At 30.7% G+C, this 18630-nt stretch carries 17 protein-coding genes; 10 read left to right on the plus strand and 7 right to left on the minus strand.

Going from position 1 to position 18630, the window contains the following annotated elements; all coding sequences use genetic code 11:
* Window positions 1-7: 7 nt before the first annotated feature.
* Window positions 8-2959, minus strand: coding sequence for an amidohydrolase family protein (locus tag GQS58_RS14315; protein WP_205860444.1), 2952 nt, complete (start codon window positions 2957-2959; stop codon window positions 8-10).
* Between the two features lie 96 nt (window positions 2960-3055).
* A complete protein-coding gene (locus GQS58_RS14320; RefSeq protein WP_166387099.1) occupies window positions 3056-4132 on the minus strand; it encodes a DUF3810 domain-containing protein in 1077 nt (358 codons plus the stop codon).
* Window positions 4133-4347: 215 nt separating this feature from the next.
* Here GQS58_RS14320 and dnaB point away from each other — a divergent pair, with 215 nt between their 5' ends.
* The 6 genes from dnaB to bshA all read left to right on the plus strand — a co-directional run bounded on the left by dnaB (window position 4348) and on the right by bshA (window position 10362).
* Entirely contained in the window at window positions 4348-5868 is a 1521-nt protein-coding gene (dnaB, locus tag GQS58_RS14325) for a replicative DNA helicase (protein WP_166387101.1), read from the plus strand.
* A gap of 404 nt (window positions 5869-6272) precedes the next feature.
* Complete coding sequence (locus tag GQS58_RS14330) at window positions 6273-6500, plus strand: hypothetical protein (RefSeq protein ID WP_166387103.1); 228 nt, start codon at window positions 6273-6275, stop codon at window positions 6498-6500.
* 1 nt (window position 6501) lies between these two features.
* A complete protein-coding gene (locus tag GQS58_RS14335; RefSeq protein ID WP_166387105.1) occupies window positions 6502-6810 on the plus strand; it encodes a type II toxin-antitoxin system RelE/ParE family toxin in 309 nt (102 codons plus the stop codon).
* A gap of 80 nt (window positions 6811-6890) precedes the next feature.
* Complete coding sequence (locus GQS58_RS14340) at window positions 6891-8075, plus strand: asparagine synthetase B (protein WP_166387266.1); 1185 nt, start codon at window positions 6891-6893, stop codon at window positions 8073-8075.
* Between the two features lie 127 nt (window positions 8076-8202).
* Window positions 8203-9048 (plus strand): transketolase, encoded by an 846-nt coding sequence (locus GQS58_RS14345; RefSeq protein WP_166387107.1) that lies wholly within the window; start codon window positions 8203-8205, stop codon window positions 9046-9048.
* A gap of 177 nt (window positions 9049-9225) precedes the next feature.
* Window positions 9226-10362 carry an N-acetyl-alpha-D-glucosaminyl L-malate synthase BshA gene (gene bshA, locus GQS58_RS14350; RefSeq protein WP_166387109.1) on the plus strand — a complete coding sequence of 379 codons (1137 nt, stop codon included), beginning with the start codon at window positions 9226-9228 and terminating at the stop codon, window positions 10360-10362.
* A 58-nt stretch (window positions 10363-10420) separates the two neighbouring features.
* Here the strand turns inward: bshA and GQS58_RS14355 are convergent, their stop codons facing one another.
* On the minus strand, window positions 10421-11059 hold the full coding sequence (locus tag GQS58_RS14355; protein WP_166387111.1) for a DUF937 domain-containing protein: 639 nt from the start codon (window positions 11057-11059) through the stop codon (window positions 10421-10423).
* Window positions 11060-11180: 121 nt separating this feature from the next.
* Between GQS58_RS14355 and GQS58_RS14360 the strand changes: the two genes are divergently transcribed.
* The 3 genes from GQS58_RS14360 to GQS58_RS14370 are packed head-to-tail and all read left to right on the plus strand — an operon-like array spanning window position 11181 to window position 13727.
* Window positions 11181-12509 (plus strand): dicarboxylate/amino acid:cation symporter, encoded by a 1329-nt coding sequence (locus GQS58_RS14360; protein ID WP_166387113.1) that lies wholly within the window; start codon window positions 11181-11183, stop codon window positions 12507-12509.
* 28 nt (window positions 12510-12537) lie between these two features.
* Complete coding sequence (locus tag GQS58_RS14365; RefSeq protein ID WP_166387115.1) at window positions 12538-13389, plus strand: sulfurtransferase; 852 nt, start codon at window positions 12538-12540, stop codon at window positions 13387-13389.
* Between the two features lie 8 nt (window positions 13390-13397).
* Complete coding sequence (locus GQS58_RS14370) at window positions 13398-13727, plus strand: hypothetical protein (RefSeq protein ID WP_166387117.1); 330 nt, start codon at window positions 13398-13400, stop codon at window positions 13725-13727.
* A 57-nt stretch (window positions 13728-13784) separates the two neighbouring features.
* Here the strand turns inward: GQS58_RS14370 and fahA are convergent, their stop codons facing one another.
* Window positions 13785-15062, minus strand: coding sequence for a fumarylacetoacetase (gene fahA / locus GQS58_RS14375; protein ID WP_166387119.1), 1278 nt, complete (start codon window positions 15060-15062; stop codon window positions 13785-13787).
* A 196-nt stretch (window positions 15063-15258) separates the two neighbouring features.
* Here fahA and glyA point away from each other — a divergent pair, with 196 nt between their 5' ends.
* Window positions 15259-16533: a serine hydroxymethyltransferase gene (glyA, locus tag GQS58_RS14380; RefSeq protein WP_166387121.1), complete on the plus strand. Its 1275-nt coding sequence runs from the start codon at window positions 15259-15261 to the stop codon at window positions 16531-16533.
* A 108-nt stretch (window positions 16534-16641) separates the two neighbouring features.
* Here glyA and GQS58_RS14385 read toward each other — a convergent pair whose 3' ends face one another.
* The 3 genes from GQS58_RS14385 to rmuC form a co-directional block, all read right to left on the minus strand.
* Window positions 16642-16827 carry a CsbD family protein gene (locus tag GQS58_RS14385; protein WP_166387123.1) on the minus strand — a complete coding sequence of 62 codons (186 nt, stop codon included), beginning with the start codon at window positions 16825-16827 and terminating at the stop codon, window positions 16642-16644.
* 113 nt (window positions 16828-16940) lie between these two features.
* Window positions 16941-17147: a hypothetical protein gene (locus GQS58_RS14390; RefSeq protein WP_166387125.1), complete on the minus strand. Its 207-nt coding sequence runs from the start codon at window positions 17145-17147 to the stop codon at window positions 16941-16943.
* Window positions 17148-17239: 92 nt separating this feature from the next.
* Complete coding sequence (rmuC, locus tag GQS58_RS14395; RefSeq protein WP_166387127.1) at window positions 17240-18586, minus strand: DNA recombination protein RmuC; 1347 nt, start codon at window positions 18584-18586, stop codon at window positions 17240-17242.
* Between the last annotated feature and the right edge of the window lie 44 nt (window positions 18587-18630).

Raw genomic sequence — 18630 nt, forward strand, 5'->3', positions numbered from 1 at the left:
TTTAGTTTTATATTTCTTCTAATGTATCACAGTGAAAATTTCTATCTTTTCTTTTTGTTGGAATTTGAGTTTTTGCTCCTCCCATTTTTTCCTGCAACATCATATTAATTAATTTGCTTTTTTCTTGCTTTATAGCTGTACGTTTTTTGATGTCTTCAGTTCTATCAAAAAACACTTTTCCTTCTATAATAGTTTTTTCAACTTTAGCATAAATAGACATTGGGTGATGGCTCCATAAAACAACATCGGCATCTTTACCTACTTTAATACTACCAACACGTTCATCTATATGTAGTAATTTTGCCGGGTTAATAGTAACCATATTCCAAGCTTCTAATTCTGTCATTCCGCCATATTTTACTGTTTTAGCAGCTTCTTGATTTAGTCTTCGAGACATTTCTCTGTCGTCTGAATTTATAGCAACCGTAAGACCTGCATCATGCATAATTGCGGCATTGTAAGGTATCGCGTCGTTTACTTCGTATTTATATGCCCACCAATCTGAAAATGTAGAAGCACCAATATTGCGATCTTTCATTTTATCAGCAACTTTATAACCTTCTAAAATATGTGTAAATGTATTTATTTTGAAGCCCATTTTATCGGCAACATTCATTAACATATTGATTTCAGATTGTACATAAGAGTGACAAGAAATATGACGTTCTCCGTGTAAAATTTCAACCAAAGTTTCCATTTCTGCATCTATTCTATATGGTTTTCCACTTTTCTTTATAGCGTCATATTCATGAGCTCTTGTAAAATAATCTGTAAAAACTTGTTCTACACCCATTCTTGTTTGCGGAAAACGTGTTCCGTTTGTATAACGAGATTGTTTTACATTTTCACCTAAAGCAAACTTTATAAATTTAGGAGAGTTTTTATAAATCATCTCATTTGCATTTTCTCCCCATTTTAGTTTGATGATTGCAGAACGACCACCAATAGGATTGGCAGAACCGTGTAGAATTTGAGAAGTTGTGGTTCCCCCAGAAATATTTCTATAAATATTAATGTCGTTAGGATCAATTACATCTTCCATAGTAACTTCTGCAGAAGAATTTTGAGCACCTTCATTTACAGCAGAAGCAGCAATATGAGAATGTTCATCTACAATACCAGCAGTTAAATGCTTGCCTGTTCCATCAATTTCTGTTGCGCCTCTTGCACTTAAATTAGAACCAATTTTTTCGATTTTACCATCTTTTAAAAGTACATCTGTATTTTCTAAAATTCCTTCTTTTTCACTGGTCCAAACAGTCACATTTTTAACTAGAATTGTTTCTGTTTTAGGCTGAACATAATTTCCAAAACCAATATTTGGATAACTTACAGGAACTACTGTAATTGTGTTATCTTCTTTTTTGATTTCTTTTTTTGATACTTCACTTTTTTGAACTTTTTTACTAGCAGACCAATAAGTTTTATTTCCTTCGGTATCAAAAGCATCACCTTGCATAACGTTAGAAGCATTTACAATTTTACCTAGCATTCTAGTAAAATGATTGTCTTCGTTTAAGGTGATAGAAATCCAATCATCAGTATAAGAAAATTTAGACTTTATTTTTTTATCACCAACCTTAATCGTTCCTGTTTGTTTAGCGCCTTTACCTGTAATTGATAAATTATAGTTTTTGTTATTTACAGACAACATATAATCTCCTGTAATATCTTTAATATCCATGTTATGAACTACATTTTTAGCTCCCTGAACCCAGTTTTCATAAATGGTAGTTTTAGCATCAAAAATATCGCCAGATGTAATAATAAAGTTTGCGTAGCTTCCTATATTTAAGTTTCCTATTGTGGTGTTTCCAATAATAGTTGCAGGAATTGTAGTTAGTGCAGCTAAAGCTTTTTCTTTATCAAAGCCATATTTTATTGCTTTCTGTAAGTTTTTATGAAATGAATTTACAGATTTTAAAGTGTGGGTTGTCAATGCAAAGTTAATTCCATTTTTAGAAAGTACACTTAAATTAGAAGGAGCTTGATTCCATTTACGCATGTCTCTTAAAGAAATATGTTGTGCCAATAAAGGATCTGAAACATCATAAGCATCACTAAAATTAATAGGAATTATAAAGTTTGCATTTGTTGCTTTTACATCATTAATTCTTTCAAATTCTTCTCCACTACCAACAATTGTATATTGCACACCAAATTCGTCTCCCACTTTATCTGCTCTTAAGGCATCTAAAACAGTTGAAGTTTCAAATATTTGAAGTAAATTTTTATTGTTGTTAAAAGCTTCTAAAGACAAATCTTTATTTTTCATATTGCCTTTTGCATACCAATCGGCATCATTAAAAACCTGACGAATTAATGCCATTGCACCCATTCTAGAACTAGGATATGCTTGCGTAGATTTTGCACTTTTATGAAAAGATAAATACTGTGCAGATTTTGTATTTAAAATTCGGTAAGCATCAGAAGTATTTGTGTTTAGAGCAATTAATAAACCATTTCCTTGTACAATTCCGTCATTAGAATGGGTGTTTACAATTCCAAAACCGGCATCAATTAAACTTTTCGCTTTTTTGTCATCAAATTTAAAATTATTGATTGGGTTTGTTTCTGGTCTAATATGATCATTCCAATAATAACCTTCTCTTGTTGGCTCGTATTGTGTTGTTCTAGACCTGGGTTGACTTTTTGGTTTCGCGATTCCAAAATCTGAATAAATATCAATAAATGAAGGATACATCGTTTTACCTTCTAAATCGATGGTTTTTGTTCCATTCGGAATTTTAATAGATTTACCAATGCTAACAACTTTACCATCTTTAATTAGTAAAGTTCCTTTTTTTACAATCTTATTATGCGTTACATAAATAGTTGCATTTGTAAATGCAAAAGTGGTGTTTTCAGTAGTTTTTACTCCGCTATCTGTAGGGAAATATTCTTGCGAGTGCATAGAAAAAGCCACAAATAAGGAGAAAAATAAGAGTACTTTTCTCATATAGGTTTGGTTTTGTAAATGAATTAAGTTTCTAAAATAATTAGAAGCATTTTAGAAAATGTTAAAAGCAGTTATTTTAACATAATTTTAAGAAAATTAAGCAGGGTTTACTTTGTCAAAATAAGAAATAAATAAATCTACCACATAATTGTAAGATTGTACACCTTTATCTTGTTTGTTGGCTTTTAAATAAGCATTGTATCCTTTTTTAACAAGCGGTTCAAAGGGATTTTTATATTGCTGCCAAAAGGTATAACTGGCATTAAAATCTTTAATAATTCCTTTGTTGACAGTTTTCCAAAGTACTTTGGATAAATTTTGGTCGCGTTTTCTCAGTTCAGAAATACAATAGCCAAAAGCCATTCTATAACTGGCGTATTTAAAATAAAGATCGTCATTATAATTAGCCGCCAAAAAACCAACAAAATTAGCTTCATTTTCTGCAGCAAAACCAATTTGATGTGCCATTTCATGACACGTAGTAGTTGGGTAACTTGTTTTAGGAAGTTTGTTGTTTACCTGAGCTTCTCCTGTTAAAGGATTTAAGTATCCTGCGGTTCCGTTGTAAGATTGTAACAAACTCATTAAAGAACTTTTTACAGATTTATGTTGATATTTTAACTGCGGAAAGTCTTCAGATAAATTTTCATAACCAGAAATAGCCATTGTGTACATTTCTTTTTGGGAATACGGATTTTCTACCTTTAAAGTATCGCTTTTTGTAATTTTAAATTGATATTCATTTAGCTTTTCAATTACATGTGCTGTTACTTTTTGAAGTTGCTCTGTAGTGTATTTTTTTTGTTGATACTGTAAGTTTTTAGCCAAAGGTTCTCTGTAATAATTTAAGCCCCAAAAGAGATAAAAACAAAAATAAATAACTGATATAATGGCAGTAAAATGAATAATTTTAGGAATAAAATCTCTGAATCTATTTTTTATCAACCTACATATAAAACGAATAAAAATAAAGAGCCCGAACGCCAATAATACATCACCGACAGAAAAAGGAATCCAACCAAAAATAATTCTAAAAAAGGATGCAATAGGAGGATAGATTCCATTTGAATAATATTTTTCTATAAACGCAGGGTTTTCTGCAGCCAATTGAATTAATACTATTTGTACAGGAAGTAAAAATGTTAGTAATACATGTTTTTTATTGATCTTCAAGGATACTATTTTTATATAAATAAGCGTTTATGTATATTCACAAAAGAGGATATAACAGTTTTTAAATATCCAACTTTGTTTGTAAAAATAACATTTCATTTTAGAAGTTGGCTGGTTATTAACAAGATAATAACATTTTTGTTTACAATAAATGTTTACAAATTAAAATGAACTTTTAGAAATTAATTTCAACCTAAAAAAGTACCTTTGTAGTAATGGAAAAAACGACTCCTGTTACGGGAAAAAAGATAGATAAATCAAGATTAATTAGTCTTGAAAAAGGCAAGATTCCTCCACAGGCGTTGGAGTTAGAGGAAGCTGTGTTGGGTGCAATGATGATTGATAAAAAAGGAATTGATGACGTTATAGACGTCTTAAGTTCAGATGCTTTTTATGATCAAAAACATCAAGAAGTGTATGCGGCTATTTATGAGTTATTTCAAAATTCTGAACCAATTGACCTTTTAACAGTATCTAACTTGTTAAAAAAGAATGGTAAACTAGAATTTGTTGGTGGAGATTTCTTTTTAATTCGTTTAACTCAAAAAGTAGCATCATCAGCACACATTGAGTTCCATGCAAGAATTATTCTTCAAAAATTTATTCAACGTAGATTAATTTCAATTTCTAGTGAAATTATAGAAAATGCGTATGATGAAAGTACCGATGTCTTTGATTTATTAGACGATGCAGAGGCAAAACTTTTTGAAGTTACCCAAGGAAACTTAAAAAAGAGTTCTGAAGATGCAGGATCTTTAGTAAAACAAGCCTTGGCTAAGATTCAAGAAATTGGTAACCAAGAAGGAATGTCTGGTTTGGCAACAGGTTTTACCAAATTAGATGCGTTAACTTCTGGTTGGCAACCATCCGATTTAGTGATTATAGCTGCACGTCCTGGTATGGGGAAAACGGCATTTGTAATTTCTATGGCAAAAAATATGGCGATTGATTTTGGTCATGGTGTTGCCGTGTTCTCATTAGAGATGTCTTCTGTACAGTTAATTACGCGTATGATTTCTTCTGAAACAGGCTTAACATCAGAAAAATTAAGAAAAGGAAACTTAGAACCACACGAATGGGAACAGTTAAACGTAAAAGTAAAACGTTTGTCTGATGCACCTATTTTTATAGATGATACACCCTCTCTTTCGGTATTTGATTTACGTGCAAAAGCACGAAGATTGGTGTCGCAACACGGTGTTAAAATTATTGTAATTGATTATTTACAATTAATGACTGCTGGTGGAAAATCTAACGGAAATCGTGAACAAGAAATCTCGATGATTTCTAGAAACTTAAAAGCTTTAGCAAAAGAATTAGAAGTGCCAGTAATTGCACTTTCTCAGTTATCTCGTGCGGTAGAAACGCGTGGAGGATCTAAAAGACCTTTATTGTCTGATTTACGTGAATCTGGAGCAATTGAGCAAGATGCCGATATTGTATCGTTTATTTTCCGTCCAGAATATTACGGAATGACAGAATGGGATGATGATGATCATTCACCATGTGAGGGACAAGGAGAATTTATTGTTGCAAAACACAGAAATGGTGGTTTAGAAAATATTCGTTTGAAATTTACCGGTCACTTAGCAAAATTCTCTGATTTAGAAGAAGGATTTAGCTCTGAATTTCAATCATCTATGAATGCAGATTTCCCAGAAGATCCTTTTGCAGGACAAGGAGGAGTGGATCCGAAAGATGCTTTTGGAAGTGATGATGATGATATGCCGTTTTAAAACATAAAGATTTTATTAAATTATAGAAATACACAATTGCTTTAAAGTAATTGTGTATTTTAGTTTTTAGAAAGAAGTACACCTAGCAATACTTACTTTTATATCAATTTAACTTTATTAAGTCCTTAAAATAATTGAAAATCTAAATGTCTTTCAGAGCCTGTCGAAGGACATTAAGTAATTAAGATAAAGTCTTCGATAAAGCTAGTGCTGAGTAAAGTTTAATTACTCAGACAAATATGTTGTTTTTATAATTATAATAGTCAAAAACTAAAAAAGTATTTTAAACGACTTTAAATAGTTAAATTGGTATTAAACTCAATTTAGGTATCTATGATATATGTTCTTTTTTAGAATTAAATTCACTTTATATTTTCGTAACTTTGAAAAGTAAATAATTATTTATGAATATTCAGGCAAGAAAATTAAGTTTAATAGAATATTTAGTTTCTCTAAAGGATGATAATCTGTTTGAGAAAATAGAAGAATCTGTTTTAGAATTGAAAGGTTCTAAATTATCAGTATTTACTGAGGAAGAACTAATTTTGAGAGCAAAGGAAGCTAATTTAGATTATAATAAAGGAAACTATTCTACTCAAGAAGACTTAGAAAAGGAAAGTAAGAATTGGTAGAATGGAAATAATTTGGTCTGATTTTGCTAAAAAGATGTTGAAAGAAATTCATTATTATCACAAAAAGAAAGCGAATAAAATAATTGCTGATAATATAAAAAAAGATATTTTTTCTACAACAAAACAGTTAGATAATTTTCCGAATTCTGGAACCGAAGAAAATGCCTTAAAAATTTTAAATCAAAACCATAAATATCTCATTAGTGGGAATTATAAAATTATTTACAGACCTATAAAAGAAGGCATGTTAATTACTGATGTTTTTGATACAAGGCAAAACCCAAAAAAAATAAATAATCCAAATAGATAGTTTTTTTGAAAAAACTCCTCACAATCTTAACATTTCTCTTACTCTCAAACTCAATTTGGGCATCATTTATTTATGTTCCTATGAGTTATGATAACCAAGGAAACCATTTAAAAGCCTACGGAATAGTCTATTTCTCATTAGAAGCAGGCTTAAAATCGAAATGGTTATTAAATTATGATGGAGGTGCTTTTTTAATAGAAAACAATAAAATAGCAGAAAATGAATGTAAAATACGTGGTGTTTCTTACCAAATAATTTCTGATGCAAAAGCGCAATTAATTTTACAAGAAATTTCATCACCATCTTCTAATCAGGATGCAGTAACTTTAGAAAAAGCACCAAAAATAGCGGTGTATTCGCCAAAAGATAAAATGCCTTGGGATGATGCTGTAACCTTGGTTTTGACTTATGCTGAGATTCCGTTTGATGTTATTTACGACCAAGAAGTTTTAGAAGACAAACTACTATTATATGAATGGTTGCATTTACACCATGAAGATTTTACCGGACAATATGGTAAGTTTTACGGATCTTTTAAAACGGCACCTTGGTATGTAGAAGAAAAATTAAGAGCAGAAAAACAAGCATCTGAATTAGGTTTTTCTAAGGTTTCTGAAGAAAAACTAGCCGTTGCCAAAAAAATAAGAGATTACGTAATTGGGGGAGGCTTTATGTTTGCTATGTGTTCTGCAGCCGATAGTTTTGATATTGCTTTATCTGCCGAAGGTGTAGATATTGTTGAGGCAATGTTTGATGGTGATGCATCTGAATTAAATTATCAATCTAAAATAAATTATAATAAAACCTTTGCTTTTAAGGACTTTCAATTGATTAAAAATCCTACAACCTATGAGTTTTCTACCATAGATATGACCAGTAAGCGCAAAATACCAAAAACATCAGACTATTTTTCTTTAGGTGAATTTTCTGCAAAGTGGGATCCAGTGCCAACTATGTTAACACAAAATCATACTGTTTTAGTAAAAGGATTTATGGGGCAAACTACTTCTTTTAATAGAAATACAATTAAAACAAATGTATTGGTTTTGGGTGAAAATAAAACCAATGGAGAAGCACGTTATATTCATGGAACAAAAGGAAAAGGAATGTTTACTTTTTATGGAGGACATGACCCCGAAGATTATTCGCATAGAATTAACGATCCAAAAACAGCATTAGATTTACATCCAACATCACCTGGTTATCGTTTAATTTTAAATAATGTATTGTTTCCTGCAGCAAAGAAAAAGAAACAAAAAACCTAGCTTTTGACTTTTAGAATTCACTTTTTTTAGAAATATCATTTTAATTATTGATAAAGCTATTTTGCTTACAATTAATCTTGTTAGTTGCTGTTAAAAAAATTACTTTTGTACAAATTAAAACAACAAAATGCCAACAACACAACAATTACAAGATTTTACGCAACAAGTTCGTAGAGATATATTACGTATGGTTCATAAAGTAAATTCTGGTCACCCAGGAGGATCTTTAGGATGTGCAGAATTTATTACATGCTTATATCAAGAAGTAATGGACTATTCTACAGATTTTACAATGGACGGAAAGAATGAAGATTTATTCTTCCTTTCTAACGGACATATTTCTCCAGTTTTTTATAGTGTTTTGGCGCACAGTGGTTTTTTTCCTGTAGAAGAATTATCAACTTTTAGATTGTTAAACTCTCGTTTACAAGGACACCCAACTACACATGAGGGCTTACCGGGTATTAGAATAGCATCTGGTTCTTTAGGGCAAGGAATGTCTAATGGTTTAGGAGCTGCGCAAGCTAAAAAATTAAACGGAGACGATAAAATTGTTTATACATTACATGGTGATGGTGAATTGCAAGAAGGTCAGAACTGGGAAGCAATTATGTATGCATCAGCAAAAAAAGTAGATAACATCATTGCAACAATCGATTTAAACGGTAAACAAATTGATGGTTCTACAGACGAAGTTTTACCTATGGGAAGCATCAGAGCTAAATTTGAAGCTTTTGGTTGGGATGTTTTAGATGTAGAAAAAGGAAATGATATTGATGCAATATTAGCAGGTTTAGCAGCAGCAAAAGCATTAACAGGAAAAGGAAAACCAGTTTGTATTTTATTACATACAGAAATGGGTAATGGTGTAGATTTTATGATGCACACACATGCTTGGCATGGTAAAGCACCAAGTGATGAGCAGTTAGAAAATGCATTGGCTCAAAACCCAGCAACTTTAGGAGATTACTAAAAAATAGCGTCTTTAGATTCTAAAATTAATATATTAAAAAGGCTTTTCGATCTAATTGAAAAGCTTTTTTTATGTTTTTATTTAGATTTCAACTGTAAGAATAGAAGTATATTTACAACTAAAGAATCATATTTATGAATCTTTAAATATAAGGCATCTAATATTTCAAAAAATTATATGAAAATAGGAATTGTTTGTTACCCAACATTTGGGGGAAGTGGAGTAGTAGCTACAGAATTAGGAATGGCTTTGGCAAACAAAGGTCATGAAGTACATTTTATTACCTATAATCAACCTGTTCGGTTAGATTTTTTATCTCATAATTTACATTTTCATCAAGTTGTAATAGAAGAATATCCTCTTTTTGAATACCAACCATATGAGTTAGCACTGTCTAGTAAAATGGTAGAAGTAGTTAAAAAGCATGATTTAGAAGTTTTACATGTACATTATGCGATACCGCATGCGTATGCAGCCTATATGGCAAAACAAATGTTAAAAGAAAAAGGGTTAGATGTTAGAGTTGTTACTACTTTACACGGAACAGATATAACTTTGGTAGGGAGCCATCCTACCTATAAAACAGCAGTAGAATTTAGCATCAATAATTCTGATGTTGTTACTGCAGTTTCTAATAATTTAAAAGAAACAACCAATAAGTTGTTCAATATTACAAAAGACATTAAGGTAATTTATAATTTTATTGATGTTGAGAAATATAATGATGCAAATAAAGAAGAGTGTAAAAGAATAGCATTAGCAAAACCTAATGAAAGAATTTTTACACACGTAAGTAATTTTAGACCGGTAAAGAGAGTAGAAGACGTCGTTAAAATTTTTAGTGAAGTAAGAAAAGAAATTCCGTCTAAACTTTTAATGATTGGTGAAGGACCAGAAAGAGCAAAAGCAGAGAAATTAGTAAAAGAATTAAAACTAACGGAAGATGTTTTCTTTTTAGGAAATAGTACAGAAGTAGCTAAAATATTATGTTACACAGATGTTTTTCTATTGCCATCGCAAACAGAAAGTTTTGGTTTAGCAGCTTTAGAAGCAATGGCTGCAGGTACTGCTGTAATATCTACTAATACAGGTGGTTTACCAGAAGTAAATATTCAAGGAGAAACAGGTTATTTAAGCAATTTGGGAGATATAGCAGATATGGCAAAAAATGCAATATCAATTGTAAAAGATGATGCTACTTTACAAAGGTTTAAAGAAAATGCTAAAAAACATACCAAGCAATTTTCATTAGAAAATATATTACCAGTTTATGAAGAAATTTATAAATCTTGTTATAATTGTAAAATTATTTAAATATAAAAAAAGCTCAAACAATTGTTTGAGCTTTTTTTATACCTATTATTAAGAAATCTTATTTTCCAAAAAGACCACCTAATAAACTACCAATTCCACCAGAACTTTTTTTATCACCTCCTAAAACCATTCCTGCAACATCATCAATAATACTACCATCACCATCTGCATCTAGTATTTTTTCTAAGAAACTTTGTTCATTTGCAGTATCATTTCCTCCTAACATTCCGCCTAATAAACTACCTAATCCAGAAGAGTCTGTCACGTTGTTTTCTTTAGATTGTTTTGCTAAAACGCCCATTAATATAGGTGCCGCTACTTTTAAAATATTAGCTACAGAACCAGCGTCTAAACCAGATTTCTGACCAATAACCTGCTCAACACCTTGTTGTTTGTTTCCTAAAATATGACCAAGAATTCCTGCTCCATCTTGTTTAACGCTTTCATCTACACCTCCGTTAAATAAGCCTCCAAGATTATCTAAAATACTACCATCATGTTTACCAGATAAAGCACCCATTATTCCTGCAGCACCTTCTGGCGTAGCCGCATTTCTTTCCATAGCTTTCATTAAAACAGGTAAAGCCATTGTTAAAACACTACTTGTTTTACTGGTGTCATTTCCTGTAGATCCAGAAACTCCTGAAATTATTTGTTTTCCTAAATCACTACTTAATAAGTCTAATATACCTGCCATTTTTATGTTTTTAATAATTAATATGTATGTTTTCTAAAAATTATGACACAATATACGAATAAAGTCACATATGTTTTATTATTTTTTTTACCTTTCAGAATCTTAATTTTTAAACTATTTAATGAAAAAACTAGCATTACACTGGAAAATTTTAATTGGTATGGTTCTTGGAATTCTTTTTGGTTTCATCATGAATACTATTGATGGAGGTAAAGGTTTTGTTATAGATTGGGTAAAACCATTTGGTACCATTTTTATAAACTTATTAAAACTAATTGCCGTACCCCTTATTTTGGCCTCTTTAATTAAAGGAATTTCTGATTTAAAAGATATTTCTAAAATTAAAAAAATGGGAATTAGAACTATGATTATCTACATGTTAACTACTTTGGTTGCAATTATAATTGGCTTAGGTATTGTAAATGTGGTAAAACCAGGAGTAGGTATGTCTGCGGATACAATAGAGAAGATAAAGGCCAAATATGAAACATCTTCTGATGTTGTAGACAAATTAACAAAAGCAAGCGCACAAAGTAATACAGGGCCATTACAGTCTTTAGTAGATATCTTTCCGAGTAATATTTTTACATCATTAAGTGATGCAAGTATGCTTCAAATTATCTTTTTTGCACTATTTGTAGGAGTTTCTCTATTACTAATTCCAGAGAAAAAAGCAAAACCATTAATGAATTTCTTTGATTCCTTAAATGAAGTTGTCATGAAAATGGTAGACTTAATTATGCTTTTTGCTCCGTATGCAGTATTTGCGTTATTAGCAAATGTTATTATTGCTTTTGATGATACAGAAATCCTTTTAAAACTTTTAGTTTATGCACTTTGTGTAGTTGGAGGTTTATTATTAATGATAGGATTCTATCTAATTTTAGTGAGTGTTTACACAAAAAAATCCCCTCTTTGGTTTTTAAAACAAATAAGTCCGGCGCAATTATTAGCATTTTCAACAAGTTCTAGCGCTGCAACCTTACCGGTAACTATGGAAAGGGTAGAAGAACATTTAGGTGTAGATCCAGAAGTCGCTGGTTTTGTTTTACCAGTAGGAGCCACCATTAATATGGATGGTACAAGTTTATATCAAGCCATTGCAGCCGTTTTTATTATGCAAGTAATATGGCCAGAAGGACTTACATTTTCTAATCAGCTTGTTATTGTAGCCACTGCTTTATTAGCTTCCATTGGTTCTGCAGCTGTACCTAGTGCAGGTATGGTTATGTTGGTTATTGTTTTAGAATCTATAGGTTTTCCTGCGGAATTGCTACCAATTGGATTGGCGCTTATTTTTGCTGTAGACAGACCTTTAGATATGATGAGAACTACTGTTAACGTAACAGGAGATGCTACTGTAGCTATGATAATTGCTAAGTCGTTAGATAAATTACATGATGATCCTAAACCAAAAGATTGGGATGATAATTATGATGATGTAAAGTAGTTTTCTATAACTTTTCTAACTCTTTAATATGATGTCCTTAAAAATAACAAAACCGATAGTTTCTGTAGCTTGGTTACAAGATAATTTAGATCATAAAAATCTAATTATTTTAGATTGTACGATACCAAAAGTTACTGAAAAGTCAAATGCCGTTAAATCTGATGAAAAAATACAGATTAAAGGTGCTATTTTTTTTGATATTAAAAACACTTTTTCTGATGTAAACGGAAAATTTCCGAATACCATTTTATCACCGAAAGAATTTGAATATAAAGCAAAAGAATTAGGTGTAAATAATGACAGTATTATTGTTTGTTATGACGATTTAGGGATTTATTCTTCACCAAGAGTTTGGTGGATGTTTCAATTAATGGGCTTTGTAAATGTAGCTGTTTTAAATGGCGGTTTTCCTAAATGGAAAGAGCATAAATACACTGTTGAAAATCAGCAAAATAATTTACCTTCAAAAGGTGATTTTAAAGTGAATTATCAACCAGAAAAAATAAAATTTACAGAAGACGTTCTTAATGCAATTCATAATGAAACTATTTTAATTGCAGATGCACGCTCTAAAGGTCGTTTTAATAGCACCGAACCAGAACCTAGAAATGATGTAAAAGGAGGTCATATACCTAATTCTGTAAGTTTGCCTTTTAGTGAAATTATAGAAAATGGAACATTCAAATCTGAAGCAGCGTTAAAAGATATCTTCAAAAAGATAAACCCAGAAAAGAAACCTTTTATTTTTTCTTGTGGAACAGGAATCACTGCATCTGTATTAGCTTTAGGGGCAGAAATTTCAGGGTCTAAAAACTATGCTGTTTATGACGGTTCTTGGACGGAGTGGGGAAGTACAGAGAATTTACCAATAGAAATTTAAAATAAAATATGATGAACATCAATTGGACAAAAGAAGAATTTCAAACTTACGTATTGTTGTACGCAGCACAAAGTAATTATATAGAAACTGAATCTGAAAGTGAGTATATTTTATCGAAAGTAAATGAGGCTTTATTTAATAGTATTCATACAGAGATTGTACATGATAATGACTATCAATCTATGGAAAAAATTAAAATGTATTTAGCTGAAAATGAATACACAGATATTGAAAAAGAAAATCTTTTAAAAGATATAAAAAATGTCTTTTTTGCCGATGGTTCCGTAGATGTTTTAGAACGAAATGTATTTCTCTTATTGAAAAAAATTATAGCGTAAAACTAAAAAAGCTTCACAAATTGTGAAGCTTTTTTAGTTTATATAAAGACTTAGAATCTATTTAGCAGGTAGAATTTTACCTACACATTCTCCAAAACCAATACGTACTTTATCATTTTTACAATGTGCACGCATAATTACAGTATCGTTATCATTTATAAATTTACGTTCTGTACCGTCGCTTAATTTAATTGGGTTTTGTCCTCTCCAAGTTAACTCTAACATAGAACCGTAGCTATCTTTTGTTGGGCCAGAAATAGTACCAGATCCCATTAAATCTCCAGCTTCTACAGGACAACCATTCACAGTATGATGTGCTAATTGCTGTGACATTGTCCAATACATATATTTAAAATTAGAATTAGAAACGATGGTTTCTTTTCCATTTTCTGGCTGTATACCAACTTGTAAATGAATATCGTAACTTCCTTTTCCTTTTTGTTTTAAATAAGGTAAAGGTTCATAAACCTGTTTAGGGCTTTCTACTCTAAAAGGCTCTAAAGCATCTAAAGTTACAATCCAAGGAGATATGGTAGATGCAAAACTTTTTCCTAAAAATGGGCCTAATGGTACATATTCCCAAGCTTGAATATCTCTTGCAGACCAATCGTTAAATTGCACCAATCCAAATATATATTCTTCCGTTTCTTCAATCGGAATTCTATCACCTAAAACATTTGCATCTGTGGTTATAAATGCCATTTCTAGTTCAAAATCTAATAATTGAGAAGGTCCAAAACCAGGAGTATTACTTCCTTCTTCAGGTTTTGTTTGTCCGTAAGGTCTTCTAATTTTTGTTCCAGATGGCACTATAGAAGAACTTCTACCGTGATAACCAATAGGTATGTGCAACCAATTTGGTAGCAATGCATTTTCTGGATCTCTAAATAAAGAACCTACATTGGTAGCGTGTTCTTTACTCGCATAAAAATCGGTATAATCACCTACAGCAACAGGTATTAACATTTCTACTTCGTCCATTCTAAAGATAATTTTATCTTTATGATTGGCATTATCTCTTAAAGATCCATTGGTAACATCAAAAACTTCAGCAATTCTGTTTCTAACCAAACGCCAAGTTTTACGACCATCCGCAATAAAATCATTTAAATTATCTTGTAGAAAAATATCATCCGTTAATGGTATCCCTTCAAAATAACCTAATTGATGAAAAGCTCCTAAATCTATTGCAAAATTTCCAATTCTACTACCTATAGTAATGATATCATCTCTTGTGATAAAAACACCAAAAGGTAAGTTTTGAATGGGGAAGTCTGAATCTTTATCTACTTTTAACCAAGATTTTCTATTCGGATTATTTGCTGTTATGATCATTATAATGAATTTTATTTTTCATCAAACCTACATAATTTTTTTTCATTTTAAAATAAAAAAACAATTAAAAACGCATTTTTAACAGTACTTTTTTAATAAAAATATAAATATAATAAAAAATGATAAAATATAGTTAAAACATGATTTTTACAAATATGATTTTATTATTTTTGATGCTACTATAAAAACAACAACAATGCAATTAGACAACCAAATTTTTGACCTTATTCAGGAAGAAAAAGAAAGACAGTTAAATGGATTAGAATTAATCGCTTCAGAAAACTTTGTAAGTGATGATGTTATGAGAGCCCAAGGTTCTATTTTAACCAATAAATACGCTGAAGGATATCCTGGTAAAAGATATTATGGAGGTTGTGAAATAGTTGATGTTATTGAGCAAATTGCTATAGACAGAGCTAAAGAATTATTTGGTGCAGAATATGTAAACGTACAGCCGCATTCTGGTTCTCAGGCAAATACAGCTGTTTATGCTGCTTGTTTGAAGCCTGGTGATACTGTTTTAGGGTTTGATTTATCTCATGGTGGCCATTTAACACATGGTTCTCCAGTAAACTTTTCTGGTAAATTATACAATCCTGTTTTTTATGGAGTTGTTAAAGAAACAGGAATTATAGATTACGATCATTTAGCTGCACAAGCTAAAGAGCACAAGCCTAAACTAATTATTGCTGGTGCTTCTGCATATTCTAGAGATATCGATTTTGAAAAATTTAGAGAAGTTGCAGATAGTGTTGGTGCTATTTTAATGGCAGATATTTCTCATCCTGCTGGTTTAATTGCTAAAGGAATTTTAAATGATCCAATTCCTCATTGTCATATTGTTACTACAACTACCCACAAAACTTTACGTGGACCAAGAGGTGGTATGATTATGATTGGTAAAGATTTTGACAATCCTTTTGGAGAGACTTTAAAAAATGGAAATCCTAAAAAGATGTCTACTTTAATTAATTCTTCTGTTTTTCCTGGAAACCAAGGTGGACCTTTAGAGCACGTTATTGCTGCTAAAGCGGTTGCTTTTGGAGAGGCTTTAACAGATGAGTTTTTAGAATATCAATTACAAGTAAAAGCAAATGCTGCAGAAATGGCAAAAGAATTTGTTGCAAGAGGATATGATATTATCTCTGGCGGAACAGACAACCACTGTATGCTAATAGATTTACGTAATAAAAATATTTCTGGTAAAGATGCAGAAATTGCATTAGGAAAAGCAGATATTACAGTAAACAAAAACATGGTTCCTTTTGATGATAAAAGCCCGTTTATAACTTCAGGAATCCGTATTGGAACTGCTGCAATTACTACGCGTGGTTTAGAAGAAGATGATATGAAAGCTGTTGTTAACTTTATTGATGAAGCTATTATAAATGCTGCAAATGAAGATGCTTTACATAAAATTGGTGAACGTGTTGCGCACATGATGAGTGCAAGAAGATTATTTGTAATGTAGACCACGTAGTGGTTTTAAGTATTCACTCTTGTGAATAAATATGAGACTAAAAAAGCATCAAGTTAATTCTTGATGCTTTTTTAGTTTTAAATATATAACGAAAGTTGTTTACCAACTTTTTACTTCTTTTTCGATGGCTTCACGAGTTTCGCCATATTTTTCTTGGATTTCTCCAACTAGTTTATCAAAAGATCCTTCTGCTTCCGTACTCTCATCATTGGTAATACGACCAAATTTTTCTTTAAATTCTCCTTTTATTTGTTTCCAATTTCCTTTTGCTGTATCTGAGTTCATATTCATTTCATTTATGTACTACAATAGTACTGGTTAATAATAGTGTAAATTTAGAAAGATTTATAATTGCTTATGAATGCTATCTATTAAAATTTTGACTCATTAGATAAAAGTTATTCTTTTTCTGAACTTTTAATTTTTTCAGCAATTTCATCTGCATCATCAGTAGCACTTTGAATTTGATTTTTTAGTTCACCTTTCTCTTTTTTCTTATCAATTTCTGCTACGATACTTTCTTTCTTGTTATCTGAATCTTTTTCATTCGTTTTTACCGTTCCTTTTAAGGGATGTAAACCTCTTTCGTGTTTTATAACTGACATATTTTTTAGTTTTTATGATTAATAATTAAATCAAATTTAAAAAATAAGCTAGTTTTAGCTTAACTACATTCAGTTAAATAATAACGCATTAGCTATTCATCAACTTCATTAGCACGCTTAATAATGTTTTCTGGGATAGCTTTTTTAGCTTTTGCCCCCATTTTCTTTAACTTTTCTACAGAAGTAATTAAGTTTCCTCTTCCTTCAAAAAGCTTGTTCATTGCATTGGAGTATTCGTTTTTACTGTCGTCAATTCGTTTACCAATACCTACTAAATCACCTAATAAACCATTGAACTTATCGTATAAAGCACCGGCTTGTCTTGCAATTTCTAAAGCATTTCTTTGTTGCTTCTCATTATTCCACATAGAATCTATGGTTCTTAAAGTGGCCAAAAGAGTAGTAGGAGTTACAATAACAATATTTTTTTCGAATGCTTTATTGTATAAATGATTATCATAATTTATGGCAACAGCAAAAGCAGGCTCTATAGGAATAAAAAGTAAGACAAAATCTGGAGATTCAATTTTATAAATATCCTCATATTTTTTTTCTGATAATTGATGTACATGTCTTTGAAGTGATGCCACATGTTCTTTTAAAAACTGTGCTTTTAAAGTTTCATCTTCTTCATTTATAAATTGCTCATAAGCCGTTAAAGAAACCTTAGAGTCTACAATCATTTTTTTATTATCTGGCAAATGAATAACCACATCCGGTAGAATTCTCTTACCATCTTCATTGGTAAAGCTTTGCTGCACATAATACTCTCTATCTTTCTCTAAACCAGATTTTTCTAAAACTCTTTCTAATACTAATTCGCCCCAATTCCCTTGTGTTTTATTATCGCCTTTTAAGGCTTTTGTTAGGTTTAAGGTTTCTTTACTCATCTGTTGGTTTAGCTCTTTTAAACCTAAAATTTGCTGACGTAAAGCAGCATGATAATCGATACTTTCTTTGTGAGTTTTGTCTACTTTATCTTCAAAAACTTTAATTTTTTCTTGTAGTGGATTTAAGATGATTTTTAAGTTTTCTTGATTCTGTTGTGTAAATTTTGATGATTTTTCTTCTAAAATTTTATTGGCTAATACTTCAAAATTATTGGTAAATTTTTCTTGTAATTTTTCTACTTCATTTTTATTATGCACTAACTTTTCTTGTACATTTTTAAATTCTGTTTCTAAACGTGTTTTATCAGAAATTAAAGTTTCTTTTTCTTTTTGAATGTGTCTTAGTTCCCCTTGTAAATCATCAATTGTAATTTCTGTATTTTTAAGTGTTTCATTTAGTTTAGAAACTTCAAATTCTAATACAGATTTTTCCTTTTCAGAATCTCCTTTTGCTTTTTCAAATTTTAATTTGGTTAATAGCTTGCCAATTAATAATCCTACAAGGCTAAATATCAGTGCAATTAAGAAGTAAATTATCATTTCGTTCATCATATCAAATTATAGTATTGTAAAAGTAAAAAATAATTCAGTTT

This window comes from Polaribacter sp. 11A2H (assembly GCF_011379025.1).
GTDB lineage: Bacteria > Bacteroidota > Bacteroidia > Flavobacteriales > Flavobacteriaceae > Polaribacter.

Bases quoted from the DNA above. Each gene is read 5' to 3' on its own strand.
- rmuC (WP_166387127.1), bottom strand. From the start codon at position 18,586: ATGAACGAAATGATAATTTACTTCTTAATTGCACTGATATTTAGCCTT.
- bshA (WP_166387109.1), top strand. From the start codon at position 9,226: ATGAAAATAGGAATTGTTTGTTACCCAACATTTGGGGGAAGTGGAGTA.
- GQS58_RS14355 (WP_166387111.1), bottom strand. From the start codon at position 11,059: ATGGCAGGTATATTAGACTTATTAAGTAGTGATTTAGGAAAACAAATA.
- GQS58_RS14315 (WP_205860444.1), bottom strand. From the start codon at position 2,959: ATGAGAAAAGTACTCTTATTTTTCTCCTTATTTGTGGCTTTTTCTATG.
- dnaB (WP_166387101.1), top strand. From the start codon at position 4,348: ATGGAAAAAACGACTCCTGTTACGGGAAAAAAGATAGATAAATCAAGA.
- GQS58_RS14340 (WP_166387266.1), top strand. From the start codon at position 6,891: ATGAGTTATGATAACCAAGGAAACCATTTAAAAGCCTACGGAATAGTC.
- GQS58_RS14335 (WP_166387105.1), top strand. From the start codon at position 6,502: ATGGAAATAATTTGGTCTGATTTTGCTAAAAAGATGTTGAAAGAAATT.
- GQS58_RS14365 (WP_166387115.1), top strand. From the start codon at position 12,538: ATGATGTCCTTAAAAATAACAAAACCGATAGTTTCTGTAGCTTGGTTA.
- GQS58_RS14345 (WP_166387107.1), top strand. From the start codon at position 8,203: ATGCCAACAACACAACAATTACAAGATTTTACGCAACAAGTTCGTAGA.
- GQS58_RS14370 (WP_166387117.1), top strand. From the start codon at position 13,398: ATGATGAACATCAATTGGACAAAAGAAGAATTTCAAACTTACGTATTG.
- GQS58_RS14360 (WP_166387113.1), top strand. From the start codon at position 11,181: ATGAAAAAACTAGCATTACACTGGAAAATTTTAATTGGTATGGTTCTT.
- GQS58_RS14330 (WP_166387103.1), top strand. From the start codon at position 6,273: ATGAATATTCAGGCAAGAAAATTAAGTTTAATAGAATATTTAGTTTCT.
- fahA (WP_166387119.1), bottom strand. From the start codon at position 15,062: ATGATCATAACAGCAAATAATCCGAATAGAAAATCTTGGTTAAAAGTA.
- glyA (WP_166387121.1), top strand. From the start codon at position 15,259: ATGCAATTAGACAACCAAATTTTTGACCTTATTCAGGAAGAAAAAGAA.
- GQS58_RS14390 (WP_166387125.1), bottom strand. From the start codon at position 17,147: ATGTCAGTTATAAAACACGAAAGAGGTTTACATCCCTTAAAAGGAACG.
- GQS58_RS14385 (WP_166387123.1), bottom strand. From the start codon at position 16,827: ATGAACTCAGATACAGCAAAAGGAAATTGGAAACAAATAAAAGGAGAA.